The organism is Streptomyces sp. NPDC002868, assembly GCF_055563295.1.
Window position 1 is genome coordinate 369,188 of sequence record NZ_JBVHDR010000009.1, and the last position, 13,686, is coordinate 382,873.

At 68.5% G+C, this 13,686-nt stretch carries 10 protein-coding genes and 3 pseudogenes; 10 read left to right on the forward strand and 3 right to left on the reverse strand.

Annotated features, from left to right (window positions below; translation table 11 throughout):
• Positions 1–50 precede the first annotated feature (50 nt).
• From ACZ3H8_RS26985 to ACZ3H8_RS27000, 4 genes are all read left to right on the forward strand, one after another.
• On the forward strand, positions 51–452 hold the full coding sequence (locus tag ACZ3H8_RS26985; protein WP_467406092.1) for a hypothetical protein: 402 nt from the start codon (positions 51–53) through the stop codon (positions 450–452).
• 74 nt (positions 453–526) lie between these two features.
• On the forward strand, positions 527–1,108 hold the full coding sequence (locus tag ACZ3H8_RS26990) for a carbonic anhydrase (RefSeq protein ID WP_467406094.1): 582 nt from the start codon (positions 527–529) through the stop codon (positions 1,106–1,108).
• Positions 1,109–1,125: 17 nt separating this feature from the next.
• Positions 1,126–2,604, forward strand: coding sequence for a SulP family inorganic anion transporter (locus ACZ3H8_RS26995; RefSeq protein ID WP_467406096.1), 1,479 nt, complete (start codon positions 1,126–1,128; stop codon positions 2,602–2,604).
• Between the two features lie 267 nt (positions 2,605–2,871).
• Positions 2,872–3,513 (forward strand): carbonic anhydrase, encoded by a 642-nt coding sequence (locus ACZ3H8_RS27000; RefSeq protein WP_467406098.1) that lies wholly within the window; start codon positions 2,872–2,874, stop codon positions 3,511–3,513.
• Between the two features lie 28 nt (positions 3,514–3,541).
• On the opposite strand, the pseudogene ACZ3H8_RS27005 reads toward ACZ3H8_RS27000, so the two are convergent.
• A pseudogene (locus tag ACZ3H8_RS27005) lies at positions 3,542–3,868 on the reverse strand (L-threonylcarbamoyladenylate synthase); the annotation flags it as partial.
• Here ACZ3H8_RS27005 and ACZ3H8_RS27010 point away from each other — a divergent pair.
• The 3 genes from ACZ3H8_RS27010 to ACZ3H8_RS27020 all read left to right on the forward strand — a co-directional run bounded on the left by ACZ3H8_RS27010 (position 3,812) and on the right by ACZ3H8_RS27020 (position 5,376).
• A complete protein-coding gene (locus tag ACZ3H8_RS27010; protein WP_467406162.1) occupies positions 3,812–3,952 on the forward strand; it encodes a hypothetical protein in 141 nt (46 codons plus the stop codon). The pseudogene ACZ3H8_RS27005 and the gene ACZ3H8_RS27010 overlap by 57 nt on opposite strands.
• Before the next feature lie 185 nt (positions 3,953–4,137).
• A complete protein-coding gene (locus ACZ3H8_RS27015; RefSeq protein WP_467406100.1) occupies positions 4,138–5,112 on the forward strand; it encodes an L-threonylcarbamoyladenylate synthase in 975 nt (324 codons plus the stop codon).
• A 126-nt stretch (positions 5,113–5,238) separates the two neighbouring features.
• Positions 5,239–5,376 carry a hypothetical protein gene (locus tag ACZ3H8_RS27020; RefSeq protein WP_467406101.1) on the forward strand — a complete coding sequence of 46 codons (138 nt, stop codon included), beginning with the start codon at positions 5,239–5,241 and terminating at the stop codon, positions 5,374–5,376.
• Positions 5,377–5,520: 144 nt separating this feature from the next.
• Here the strand turns inward: ACZ3H8_RS27020 and ACZ3H8_RS27025 are convergent, their stop codons facing one another.
• Positions 5,521–6,972 (reverse strand): AAA family ATPase, encoded by a 1,452-nt coding sequence (locus tag ACZ3H8_RS27025; RefSeq protein WP_467406155.1) that lies wholly within the window; start codon positions 6,970–6,972, stop codon positions 5,521–5,523.
• Positions 6,973–7,305: 333 nt separating this feature from the next.
• Positions 7,306–7,479 (reverse strand): annotated as a pseudogene (locus ACZ3H8_RS27030) (IS5/IS1182 family transposase); the annotation flags it as partial.
• A gap of 991 nt (positions 7,480–8,470) precedes the next feature.
• Here ACZ3H8_RS27030 and ACZ3H8_RS27035 point away from each other — a divergent pair.
• The 3 genes and pseudogenes from ACZ3H8_RS27035 to ACZ3H8_RS27045 all read left to right on the forward strand — a co-directional run.
• On the forward strand, positions 8,471–8,818 hold the full coding sequence (locus tag ACZ3H8_RS27035) for a CU044_2847 family protein (RefSeq protein ID WP_467406104.1): 348 nt from the start codon (positions 8,471–8,473) through the stop codon (positions 8,816–8,818).
• Between the two features lie 4 nt (positions 8,819–8,822).
• Positions 8,823–12,977 carry an nSTAND1 domain-containing NTPase gene (locus ACZ3H8_RS27040; protein WP_467406107.1) on the forward strand — a complete coding sequence of 1,385 codons (4,155 nt, stop codon included), beginning with the start codon at positions 8,823–8,825 and terminating at the stop codon, positions 12,975–12,977.
• A gap of 203 nt (positions 12,978–13,180) precedes the next feature.
• A pseudogene (locus tag ACZ3H8_RS27045) lies at positions 13,181–13,379 on the forward strand (ISL3 family transposase); the annotation flags it as partial.
• Between the last annotated feature and the right edge of the window lie 307 nt (positions 13,380–13,686).

A 13,686-nucleotide genomic window follows, 5' to 3' on the forward strand; every position in this document is an offset into this window, starting at 1 on the left:
GACTAAGCGTTGGCATGCTCTAGAGACGTGAACTACCTGGAGGGAGGCTCATGTTCCGAGGTACGACGGCCCGGACCGTGGTGTCGATCCTCGCCGCCATCCTGCTCGGCCTTCAGGTCTTCGCGCCCACCGCATCCTTCGCATCCGCGCACACGGCCCGTCATGCCGTAGCCAAGGGCCAGCCCGGAATCAAGCCCTCCGGGAAGGAGCTGCGCGACGAGATCGTCACCTGCCGGGACGCCGGCCGCCACGGGGACCCGACCGGTCCCCTGCGCACCCGCGACCGGTACCGCACTGCCGCCGACTGTGCACCCGAGGCACCCGACCGTCCACACCTGAGGCAGGGGGCCTCGAAAGCGGGCGAGCCGGGCACATCCCGCACCGCGCACCACCGCACGTCGAGAGCCTCGGCAGCCCACTCACCGGCGGCACTTCAGGTGTTCCGCTGCTGAGCAGCAGAGCAGTCCCCCCACCTGTCCTGTAAGCCGACGCGCCCCCACGGCGCGCCAGGAGGAATCACCACATCATGCAACCCCTCATCGACAACGCCCGCACGTTCGGACAGCGCCCTGAGGAGTTCGCCCGCCTCGCCCAAGGCCAGTCGCCAGAGGTCCTGTTCATCACCTGTGCCGACTCCCGGGTCGTTCCGGCCCTGATCACCGGCGCCCGCCCCGGCGAGCTCTTCGAGCTGCGCACCGCGGGCAACATCGTCCCGCCGTACGCCTCCGAGCACCCCACTAGTGAGGCGGCCACCATCGAGTACGCCGTGGAGGTCCTCGGCGTCCAGCACATCGTGGTCTGTGGCCACTCGCACTGCGGCGCCGTGGGCGCTGTGGTGCGCGGCGACGACCTGAACGCCGTACCCGCCGTGCGTGACTGGCTCGCGCACGCCGCGGACGAGCCCAAGTGCTCCGACCCCGCCGACCCGACGGTCGCCGAGGCTGTGCAGCACCACGTCCTGACGCAGCTGCTGCGGCTGCGCTCCTACCCTTGCATCGAGAAGCGCCTGCAGGCGGACCAACTCCGGGTGCACGGCTGGTACTACGAGGTGCACACCGGAGCCGTGCGCGAACGCCGCGCGGAGACCGACACGTTCGAGGCGCTGTGAGGGACACCATGCCTGTGATGTCGAGGTTCCCTTACCTGCGGCAGGATTTCGCCGCCTCCATCGTCGTCTTCCTGGTCGCTGTGCCGTTGTGCGTCGGCGTGGCGGTCGCCTCCGGTGTCCCCGCGGAGCTGGGCCTGGTCACCGGCATTGTGGGCGGGCTGGTCACCGGCTTTCTGCCCGGCAGCAGTCTTCAGGTGTCGGGGCCGGCGGCAGGCCTGACTGTGCTGGTCTTCGAGGCGGTCAGCGAGTTCGGAGTGGCCGCGCTCGGCGTGATCGTGCTGATGGCCGGGCTGCTCCAGCTCGCAATGGGCTTCCTCAGGGTGGGCCGCTGGTTCCGGGCGATATCCGTCGCCGTCGTGGAGGGCATGCTCTGCGGCATCGGTCTGGTGATCATCGCCGGCCAGCTCTACGCAGCGTCGGGCCTGAAGGCCCCGGAGACCGGCATCGGCAAGATCGTGGGCCTGCCCGGGGCGTTCGCCGACGCGCTCGGCAGCACCGAGGCCCTGACCTCGCTCGCGATCGGCGCGGGCACCGTCGCCGTCATCGTGCTGTGGAAGAAGATGCCGAAGAAGGTGCAGGCCGTGCCCGGCGCCCTTGCGGCGGTGATGCTGGCCACTCTCGCCTCGCTCGCCTTCAGCCTGCCGGTCGCCACGGTCGAGGTGGAGGGTCTGCTCGGCGTCATCCAGCCGCCCGGGTCCGACGCCTTCGGTGAACTGGCCAACCCGGCCATCTGGGGCACCATCATCGCGTTCGCGCTGATCGCCTCCGCCGAGTCGCTGTTCAGCGCGGCGGCCGTGGACCGGCTGCACGACGGCCCACGCACCCAGTACAACAAGGAGATGATCGCTCAGGGTGCGGGCAACACGGTATGCGGTCTGCTCGGCGCGCTGCCGATGACCGCGGTGATCGTGCGCAGCTCCGCGAACGTCCAGGCGGGCGCGAAGACCAAGGCGTCGCGTGTGCTGCACGGCGTGTGGATCCTGCTGTTCGCCGCCGCGCTGCCCTCCGCGCTGGCGCTGATCCCGCTGCCCGCCCTGGCCGGCATCCTGGTGCACGCGGGCTGGAAGCTGATCCCGTTCCGCCAGATCGCCGGGCTGTGGCGGGGCCACAAGGGTGAGGCGCTGATCCTCGTGGTCACGGCCGTGTCGATCGTCGCGGTGAACATGTTCGAGGGCGTGCTCATCGGTCTGGCCCTGGCGGTGATCAAGACCGCCTGGGAGGCATCGCACCTGAAGACGGAGGTCATAGACAAGGGCGCCGGGCCGATCCAGGTGTACCTGTCGGGCAACGCGACGTTCCTGCGGCTGCCGAAGATACTCGACAGCCTGGAGGCCCTTCCCCAGGACCGGCCGATCGAGGTGGACTTGTCCGGGCTGCACCACCTCGACCACGCCTGCCGCTTGGCCCTGGAGAACTGGGCCGAGCGGCACAGCGCACCGGACACCGAACCGGTGAAGGTCACGACCGCACAACCGGTGAAGGCCACGGCGCCGTAAGGACCTCGCCGTAGGGATCTGCCGCCCGGCCGGAGGCTCGACCGAGCCTCCGGCCGGGCATATCGCCGAAAGTGGTGCGAATAGGCTGGCGCATGGCCAGGCGGCGCAGGCGTGCCGTTGTGGGCCGAGCAGTTCCGCAGCGCGCTGAGGAGGCAGGTCGAGGGCGACATCGCCCGGCGTTTAGGTGTGCCGCCAGCGGAGGTGCGGACGGCCGCCGTCCGTGGCCCTGGCCGCGCGTTTCCACTGGGCCGGCCGTAGCCTGCGGCCATGACTGAGATACCGACGCCGACTCCCGATGATGCCTTCGAGATGCTGCTGGACGGCAACCAGCGGTTCGTCACCGGCTCGCCGGAGCACCCCAACCAGGACGCCGCACGCCGCACCGAGACCGCACCGGCTCAGAGTCCCTTCGCGGTGCTGTTCGGGTGCTCCGATTCCCGGCTGGCCGCCGAGATCATCTTCGACCGGGGACTGGGTGATCTGTTCGTGGTCCGCACGGCGGGGCATGTGGTCGGTTCGGAGGTGCTGGGCAGCATCGAGTATGGGGTGAGCGTGCTGGACTGCCCGCTGGTCGTGGTTCTGGGCCATGACTCGTGCGGGGCCATCGCGGCTGCCCGCGACGTCGCTGACGGCGGCAGGGCGCCCGTCGGCTTTGTCCGTGACGTCGTCGAGCGGGTGACCCCGAGCGTGCTGGCGGCCCGCGCCGCCGGACGCGACCAGGCCGAGGAGATCCTCCATGAGCACATCCGGCACACCGTCGACCTGCTGCTGGACCGCTCCCGCGTCCTGGCCGAGCGGGTGGCCGCCGGCCGCCTCGCCGTGGCGGGTCTGTCCTACCGACTGGCCGACGGCAGTGCGCAGCTGGTCGCCTCCCACGGCCTGACCAGGGCTGCTGCCTCCGCACGGTGAAACCCGCTGCCAGCGGGCCGCCCGGTGTTCAGCGTTCCTGGAGGCGGTCGGGGACGGCCTTGCGGAGCTGGCCGGCGCTGATCGCGCCCGCGCGCAGCAGGACGGGGACAATGCCGGTGACGTCCACGATCGACGACGGCACGGCCGCCGGGGTGGGGCCGGCGTCGAGGTAGATAGTCACGGCCTCGCCGAGCATGGCTTGGGGCGCGTCGCAGTCCTGCGGGGACGGCTGCCCGGTCAGGTTGGCGCTGGAGACGGCCAGCGGCCCGGTCTGGTTGAGCAGGTCGATGGCCACCGGATGCGCGGGCATCCGGACGGCCACCGTGCCGTGGGTCTCGCCCAGGTCCCAATCCAGAACGTCCGCCGCTACTTCAAGCCGCCGCCGGAGGCGACCGCCGAGGTCACCAGTCTGCCCGCACCAGGCGACGCCCGGCGGTGACCGGCCAGCCGGGGTAGGGCCTGCGGGCTCTACGCTGAGCCGGGCTGCGCTGGCGGTGTTCCCTGGTGCCGCCGTGACGGTTTTCGTGCGGCCTTCGCTCACGCGGTGCCGTCGGCCTTGGTTCCTCGTCATGCGCCGACGAGACCACGGAATGTGGAGAGCGGAACAGTGGGAGGATTGCGAGGGTGACGGCAAGCAGTGACATCGAGAAGGCGGCCGGTGTGCTGCGCGCCGGAGGCCTGGTGGCCTTCCCGACCGAAACCGTCTACGGTCTGGGCGCCAACGCCGAGGACTCCGCCGCCGTCGCGCGCGTCTTCCAGGTCAAGGGGCGCCCGCCCTCCCACCCGCTGATCGTCCACATCGGCGGCGCGGAGCACCTGGGCGACTGGGTCGAGGACGTGCCCGCGGCGGCGCGCCTGTTGGCTGAACGCTTCTGGCCGGGGCCACTCACGCTGGTCCTGCGGCGCGGTCGCCGGGTGCCCCTCGAAGCAACCGGTGGCCTGGAGACGGTGGCCGTGCGCGTGCCCGACCACCCCGTCGCACTCGCGCTGCTGGCGGCCTTCGGCGGCGGTGTCGCGGCCCCGTCCGCCAACCGCTTCGGCTCGGTCAGCCCCACAACGGCGAACCACGTCCGTGCGGAGCTCGGTGACGCCGTCGACTTCGTGCTGGACGGCGGCCCCTGCGAGGTCGGCGTCGAGTCGACCATCGTCGACGCCACGGGCGAGATCCCGAGCGTCCTTCGGCCAGGCGGGGTGACGCGCGAGGACCTCGAAGCGGTGCTGGGGTGCCCGCTTGCGGTCCACTCGACGAGCCGCGTTCGGGTGCCGGGCCAGCATCCGTCACACTACGCGCCGCGTGCGCGGGTCGTCCTCGTCGAGCCCGAGAAGGTCGTCGCCGAAGCGCAGCTCGCGCAGGAGCTAGGGCACCAGGTGGGCATCTTTCTTCCCCCCTCCTTCGCCGACGCTCCGGTGAAGGCGCACGCCGTGGTGGCGGTCCCCGGTTCGATGGCCGCCTACGCGCGCGGGCTGTACGGGTTCCTGCGCGAGCTCGACCAGCGGGGGTGCGACCTCATCGTCGCGTCCTTGCCGGTGGAGGAGGGGCTGGGACTCGCGATCGCCAACCGGCTCCGCCGCGCCGCGGGGCCCCGGCCCTCCGAGTGACCAGCAGCGACGCCGTTCGATGTTCCTGCCGGAGCGCCCACCGGATGCGCGTCCGACCCCAATTACACAAGGTCGTACCCGCCCTGAAGGGAACCGTCCTGACCAGGCCCGCCAGGGATTGGTGGCGTGCCCTCACTGCTCCCAGACGCGGGTGCCGGGCGGATTCGTCGGATTCGGCTGGACGCCGACCCGGACTCCCTGCGCGTGCTGGACGACTTCGCGTACCAGGTGGTCGGCACCGCCCCGAGCCTCGCGCTGGCCTAGGAGTGGGTGAACGAACTCCAGATCGGCCACCAGTGGCCGTTTTCGCAGGTCAGCAGACTGGGATTGGGCGTGAGCTGAGGCTCTCCGGGACGCCGGTAATGGTGGAGTCATGTTCCCGGTACAGGGGCGGTGACTGCGGCCGGGTCAGTCGCCGTGGTAGAGGCGAACTGGATCGATCAGCTGGATGGCGGGGTCGTTCTCGGCGAGGTGGCGCAGTTCGTCGGTGAAGCCGGTGCCGCTGTAGCACTGCAGCCGGGTGACGTCGGTGGCGGTGCCGCGCGCGGTGAGGAGAGCACGGATGTGCTGGAGACGTTCGAGGTGGCCCTTTCCCATGACGTCGTTCCATTTGGCTTCGCCGATGGCGAGTAGTGTTTCGCGGCCGCTGTCGGTCTCGCCATGGACCGCGACGTCGACTTCGTGGCTGGTCTTCGCGGCAGGATCGTTGACGGTGCCGCTGGCGACTCTTGTGACCTGCCCGCCGTGGGTTGCGGGGGACGCGTGCCAGCGGGACCATTCGCGGCAGACCTGTTCGAAGTGCGGGCCGACGACCTTGCTGCGGAAGGTGGACTGGGCGCGGCGCCAGACGGCGGGGGCGCGTCCGGGGCGTTCCAGATCGCCCCAGGCGGGGCGCATGACCGCGTGGTAGAAGGCGATGAGAGGTTCGGCGATGCGGTAGGCGGAGCGGTTGCGGCGGAAGGCGTCGGCCTCGTGGGTGATCATGCCGACGTCCTGGAGGACGCTGAGCGGGTGGGCGAGGTCGGTGGACTTGCGGCCGAGGTAGTCGGCGATGCCGCCGCGTGCGGCGTTTCCGGCGGCGATGGCGGCCAGGACGGAGTGGTAGAGCGCGGTGTCGTGGAGTTCGGGTTCCTCTGCGAGCAGGTAGCGGGCCTCGCGGAAGAGCGGACGGGCGGGATTGAGGACGGCGCGGGTGACCCAGGCGTCGAAGTCGTGGGGCCCGGCGGGGGCGTCGCCCTGGGTGAACTCGCGGCGGTAGGCGGGGGTGCCGCCGACGATGGCGTGGGTGAGCAGTGCGGTGCGCGGGTCGGTGATCTCCCAGAACTCGGCGGCGAGGCGGAAGTCCAGGGTGGGGACGACGAGTTCCAGGCCGGCGCGGCCGCGCAGCGGGGCGTTGCCGGCGAGGAGTCCGCCCATGAAGGACAGGGCGGAGCCGCACAGCAGGAGCCGTACGGGGGTGTTGGTGTGCTGGGCGGCTGGGTCGAGGGCGCGCTGGATGATCGAGGGGAGGGCGGGGGAGGCCTTGGCGAGGAAGGGGAACTCGTCGATGACCGCGATGGTGGGGCCGCCCCTGTCGGCGATGCGCATGAGCTCGGTGACGGCCTCGTCCCAATGAGTGAAGCGGAACGGGGTGGGCTGGCCGCGGTGGCGGGCGAGGGCTTCGCCGAACTGGCGCAGGGCATCGGTTTCGGTGGTCTCGGTGGCGGTGAACATGAAGCCGCCGCTTGCCCGCGTGACGGCGTCCAGGAGGAAGGTCTTGCCCTGGCGGCGGCGGCCGGAGACCACACCGAGGGTGGCACGCGGGCCGGGTAGGGCGGCGAATCGGGTCAGCTCGGCCCACTCGAAGTCGCGGTCGAACATCTCGGCAGGTTTGTCCACGGCACACCTCTGTATGGATAGGTGGGCTTATTATATCTGGACTTATTCAAGAATCCCTTCTTTGTGTGAGTGCCCGGCGTGGGCCCCGGACGGGGCGAGGGCAGGGGCCGAGGTGCAGGGGCGGGGTCGAGTGGAGTGACCCCCGACACTTCCGACACCTGGACGCTGGATTTTTCGATCCAGGGGAGTGGCCATGGTGGTGAAGCGGAAGCATTACCTCGCAGAGTTCAAGGGGACGCGGTGGATCTGGTGCGCTCCTCGAAGGACCGCTCCCTCGCTGGCATCGCCCGGAGTCTGGGTATCCATCAGGATGTTGAGGCGGAGAGCGAGGACCGCCCGGACGAGCTCGGTGATGCGGCTCGGGCTGCAACGGAGCTTGCGCAGGAGCCGCCAAGCCTTGAGGGTGGCCATGGCCTGGTCTGCCGCGGCGCGAACGTTGGCGTGAGAGACATCGACCGCCTGCTGGTTTGCGGAGACCTGGTGCCAGCGGTAGGCCGGGGTAGACCTGATCCGTCGGCACCCTGGTACTCGGTAACCCGCACGACTCGCGGCCGACGATCCGCGAATCGCCCACCGCCGCCACATTGTGCTCAGCATCGCCCAGGAAGCAGATCGCCAGCCGCGGTAGCTGGTCACTGAATCGGGCAAATGCTCGTAAAACCGAATCGCGTCGTCGACGTAGAGTTATCCAAAGGCACCCATCGTGCCGTTCCCATCAGGTTCCCATCTGGGACAAAAACGACCCTCCGTGGCACTCACGGAGGGTCGATATGTCCCATTACCTGGTACTTTCTGGTGCCCCCGGCAGGATTCGAACCTGCGACACCCGCTTTAGGAGGGCAACAGGACCTGTAGCCCATGGCTCCTACCTGCTTCTTTCGTCTTCAGGATGACACCTGGGGTGCCTGGATGTGCAGGTTTCGCCTGTGGTTCACGGCTAGAAGCACGGCTACGTGAGCGGTGTCGCGGAACGTGCGGGACCGTGCTGCATGCCGAAGTGCGTCACCGTGGGAGCCAGATCCCCCGTCCTCGCACGCGTTCCCCGGTCCGGCGGCGGACATCCCCGCACCTGGCCGGACCACCTGGGCGGCGACAAGACATCCCACGCGGATAAGCGTCAAGCTGCTTCGGGGGAGAACTCTGCTGGTTCGGGAAGGCGGTCGCTTCGTCGTAGGCCTGGGCTCGCGTACCGTCCTTCGCATTCCATTAGGCGTACTCCTCGCGCCGAAACCGCCGCTACCTGCGCCAAGGCCCTCTAGCCTCGTCCCAGATGCCGCCGGGGCGGTGTGACCGTCGGTCTCGTTCGAACAGGCTACTCGGGATGCGCCCCCGGTCGGATTCGACGACGATCAAGACGAGCATGCCCAGCGTGCTCTCGGCCACTTGTCGGCTCCCCCGTCCTGTTTCCGCAGCCAACGGCTGGACCTGCATCACATGCCACAACCGAGAGACCTGCCGGAACAGTAAGGAATGAGGCGCCTTGTCACATCTGGCTCGGATTCTGCTGGAGAGTGGGGGCTGCATCCTGGTCGAGGCGTCGCCTGCAGTGGAGGGGCCGGTGAAGGCTGGCCGCGTCAGTGACACCATCCATGACCTGCCGGGGAGTCTCCAAGAGGCGTTGGAACCAGTCACTGCAGCGGCGCGCGCCACACTCGAACAACTGCGCAAGGCCGGTCCCCACGAGGTCGCGGTCGAGTTCGGTGTTGACCTCGCGGTTGAGGCTGGAGCCGTCATCACCAAGACCAGGGCCAATTGCCACCTGCAGGTGACTGTGATGTGGAAAAGGAATGAGTCCATACATCCCGACCTGGAGGGGGGCGGGGGCTGATCTGATGGACGTACTTGGAACGGGCTCTGACAGTGGACATGCGTGGGGGCTACCGAATGCCGTGGCTCAGGTCCTCGGGCAGCAGGATCAGGTGGCCGGGGCGGGCTTTCTGGTAGCAGAAGGCCTCCTAGTCACCTGCGCGCACGTTGTACACGCCGCCGGCTCCGGTCCCGGCGGGAGAGTACAGCTGATCTTCCCTCACGTGGATGGTGCTCCCCAGGTGGAGGGGCAAGTCCTAGACGAGCCATGGCATTCTCCTGAAAACGAAGACGTGGCCATCGTGCGCCTGAGCAGCACGTCAGCCGACATGACTGGGTTGCCGTTGGGCTCCGCGGAAGGTTGCCGGGGCCACCAGGTGCGCTCGTTCGGGTTCCCCGCCCAGGCCCCGCCTGGTGGGCACTTTGGGTTTGGTGTGTGCGGCGATTTGCTGAGAGGTACCGAGAGCAGGGGCATCCATCTGCAGTTGACTGTTGCCAACGACCTAACCACGGGGTTCAGCGGCGGCCCCGTCCTCGATGAGGTGACCGGTCTGGTCATCGGCATGCTCACCGAAATCACCTCTCCTGATGAACACGAAAGGGGACAAGGCATTGCCTACGTCACCCCGACGCAGGTGCTGCGAGAGATCTGGCCCGAACTGACTGAGCAGGAGGTTTTCCCCTACCGGGGGCTGGAGCCGTTCACCGCTGAGCATGCTCGCTGGTTTAAGGGCAGGGAAGACGCGGTACGGCAGGTGATTTCTAGGCTGGCGCGTCAGCGGCGGCTCACGCTGCTGCTTGGGCCCTCCGGCTCGGGAAAGACATCGCTGATTCAAGCCGGAGTCCTGCCTGCACTTGCTGCAGGAGCGCTGCCTGGCAGCGATAGCTGGCTTTGTTTGGTCGTGCGGCCGAGGCAGGATCTGCTGGCCGAACTGGAACACGCGGGACTGCCCGGTGTCGGCAGCGACGGGATCTCCGTAGCGGTCAGCCAAAAACTCGCGGCAGAACCCACTTGTCAGCGCGTCTTGCTGATCATTGACCAGTTCGAAGAGAAATTCATCCAGCCCACTGCTGGCCAGCACGACGCCCGCCTGATCGTCATGGATCAGATTGCCGAGGCGGTCAACTCCCAGGGCCAGCTCAGTGTGGTCCTCATCATGCGCGATGACTTCTATCCCCAGCTCGCTGCCCAGGCACCCGAGCTGCTGGAAGCCGCGATGCCGGGACTCCTCAACGTGCCGGCCGTTCTCAGCGAGCGCGACCTGTACGACATCATCACCTTCCCCGCCCACGACGTGGGGGCCCACTTCGAGCCTGGACTGCCGGGACACATCATCAGCGACGCGCTGGCCACGACCCCCGAAGGGGCGACAACCCGTCAGGCTCCTGCCACCGTGCTACCGCTCGTTGAGCTGGCACTCAGCCAGCTGTGGCAGAGGCGCCGCGAGGGATACCTCACTCACGCTGCCTACCAGCGCATCGGCGGAACAACCGGCAGCCTTGCCACTTGGGCCGACACCGTCCTCAATCAGCTCGCCCCTGATCAACGACCAATCGCGCAGCGGATCCTGACCTCCTTGGTGCGACCCGCTGATCCTGGCCATCACATTCCTGCCGTCCGCACGCAGGTCCCTTTGGGGGAACTACGTGATCTGGCAACCGACCCCAACACCGCGCCAGAGAGTGACGTAGCCTTCGACGAGGTCCTCGCTGTCCTCACACGCCATCGCGTCATCACCACCCACACGCCCGGCGCTTCCGAAGACGCCGATACCCTTCACAGGCAACCGGTGGCCGAGCTGATCCACGATGCACTCATCCGTGACTGGGGCACGCTGCACGAGTGGGTCCGTCAAGACCACCGCTTTCAGGAATGGCTCGAGCACACCCGCGCACGGCATGCCCGCTGGGCCAAAGCGGCTGACCCTGGAGACCTGCTTGGAGGGACAGCACTCGCAGAGGGCCTCGAGTGGCAACAGCAACGTCATCTGCCAGCGGGCATTGCCGCCTACCTGGCCGCCAGTCAGCAACGCCAACAGGCGGTCATCCGGCGCAGCAGACGCCTCAATGTGATCCTCGCTACCGTGTTGGCCCTTGCACTCGCCGCCGCCGGGGGCGCGCTGTGGCAATGGCGGACCGCCGAGGCCGAGCGACAAGCAGCCCTGTCCCGGCGGCTGGCTGTGGAGTCCAACAGTCTCATCGGCACAAATCCCGATCTAGCGTCACTGCTGGCCATCCAGGCATACCGCACGAGCCATACACCCGAAGCTGTTTCGAGTCTGCAGGACGCCGCGGCTCTCCCACTGCATCAGCGCCTGGCCGGCCACACGCGTGAGGTGTACTCGGTGGCGTTCAGTCCGGACGGACGCACCCTCGCTACCGGCAGCACTGATCACACGGCCCGGTTGTGGGACGTGGCCACTGGCAAGACCCGCACCATCTTCACCGGCCACAGGGACGAGGTGTGGTCGGTGGCGTTCAGTCCGGACGGGCGCAGCCTCGCTACCGGCAGCACTGATCACACGGCCCGGTTGTGGGACGTGGCGACCGGCAAGACCCGCACCATCCTCACCGGCCACCGGGGTGCCTTGAATTTTGTGGCGTTCAGTCCGGACGGGCGCAGCCTCGCTACCGGCAGCAAGGACCACACGGCCCGGTTGTGGGACGTGGCGACCGGCAAGACCCGCACCATCCTCACCGGCCACACCGACTGGGTGTACTCGGTGGCGTTCAGTCCGGACGGACGTACCCTTGCCACCGGCAGCGCCGACAAGACCGCGCGGCTGTGGGACGTGGCCACCGGGAACACCCGCGCGACCTTTGTGGGCCACAAGGATGCGGTCTGGGTTGCGAGGTTCAGTCCGGACGGACGTACCCTTGCCACCGGCAGCGCCGACAAGACCGCGCGGCTGTGGGACGTGGCGACCGGCAAGACCCGCACCACCCTCACCGGCCACACCGACTCGGCGTGGGCGGTGGCGTTCAGTCCGGACGGACGTACCCTTGCCACCGGCAGCGCCGACCAAACCGCGCGGCTGTGGGACGTGGCCACCGGGAACACCCGCGCGACCTTTGTGGGCCACACAGGTGCGGTGGAGACGGTGGCGTTCAGTCCGGACGGACGTACCCTTGCCACCGGTAGCGACGACAAGACCGTACGGCTGTGGGAGATGGCTACCGGCAAGACCCGTGCCACCTTCACGGGCCACACGGGTGAGGTGTGGGCGGTGGCGTTCAGTCCGGACGGACGTACCCTTGCCACCGGTAGCGACGACAAGACCGTACGGCTGTGGGACGTGGCCACCGGCAAGACCCGTGCCACCTTCACGGGCCACACGGGTGAGGTGGAGGCGGTGGCGTTCAGTCCGGACGGACGTACCCTTGCCACCGGTAGCGACGACAAGACCGTACGGCTGTGGGACGTGGCCACCGGCAAGACCCGCACCACCCTCACTGGCCACACGCGCGCGGCGACCTCTGTGGCGTTCAGCCCCGACGGACGCACCCTCGCCACCGGCAGCTTCAACACCGTACGGCTGTGGGACGTGGCCACCGGCAAGTCCCGCACCACCCTCACCGTTACCCATGGCGCGGGGTTCGCGGCGGCCTCTGTGGCGTTCAGCCCCGATGGGCGCACCCTCGCCACCGGCATCGCCGACAACACCGTACGGCTGTGGGAAGTGGCCACCGGCAAGCCCCGCGTCACCTTCGCTGGCCACACGAATGCGGTGTGGGCGGTGGCGTTCAGCCCCGACGGACGCACCCTCGCCAGCGGCAGCGATGACAAGACCGCAAGGCTGTGGGAGATGGCTACCGGCAACACCCGCGCCTCCTTCACCGGCCACACGGGTGAGGTGTGGGCGGTGGCGTTCAGTCCGGACGGACGTACCCTTGCTACCGGCAGCGCCGACAAGACCGTACGGCTGTGGGACGTGGTCACCGGCAAGACCCGCACCACCCTCACCGGCCACACGGGTGCGATGCGGGCGGTGGCGTTCAGCCCCGATGGACGCACCCTTGCCACCGGCAGCGCCGACCAGACCGTACGGCTGTGGGATTCGGTCCTCCCCGATCCCAGCGCAGCAATCCGGCAAATCTGTCGGCGCGTCAACCGCGAGCTGACTTCGGACGAACGGGCGGCCTTTCTGCCTGGACAATCGGCTGGCCCGGTGTGTTCGTGAGGCTGATCGCCATCCACGCACCGACGGGCTAATCGGCCGGGTCCCCAACCCTCTACAGCCCGTGCAGCAGCACGCCGTGGCTGCACGCCCAGCTCGCCGCACCCACCGCCGACACCCTGGAAGCCAGGCTACGCGCCCATCCCGGAGTGCAGCTCGTATGCCGGGACGGCTCCGGCACCTACGCCGAAGCGCCCCGCCGCGCCACCGCCGCCCGTGCCGCCGACCTGCCCCACCTGCATGCCTTCACCCGCGGCCTCAACCAAGGACTTCGACGCCGTCCGCGCTGCTCTCACCCTGCCCTAATACAACGGCGGCAGCGAAGGCGTGAACACGAAGACCAAGTGCATCATGCGCCAGATGCACGGTCGAGCCGGGTTTACCCTGCTCCGCCACCCCGTTCTATGGCAGTCCCTAAACCGGTGCGCACAGTACTGGGTGAGCGACGGCTATTACTTCGGGAGCTCGGCACGTCCGTCGCGAAGGTCCCGGAGTGTCGGGTACCGGATGCACTGGGCGGGGTCGTGCTCCTCGATGAGCTGGAGCGCGCTAACGACCTCGTGCGTGATTGGTGTGCGGTCGTGTTGAGCTCGTCGCCGGTGTTGTGATCAGGTCTGTGTGGTGGGCAGTGCGAGTGCCTTGGTGTGTTGGGTTGCTTGTTGGTCGGTCAGGAGACCGGCTGCTGCGCGGATGGTGTCGGGGAGGTTGTCCC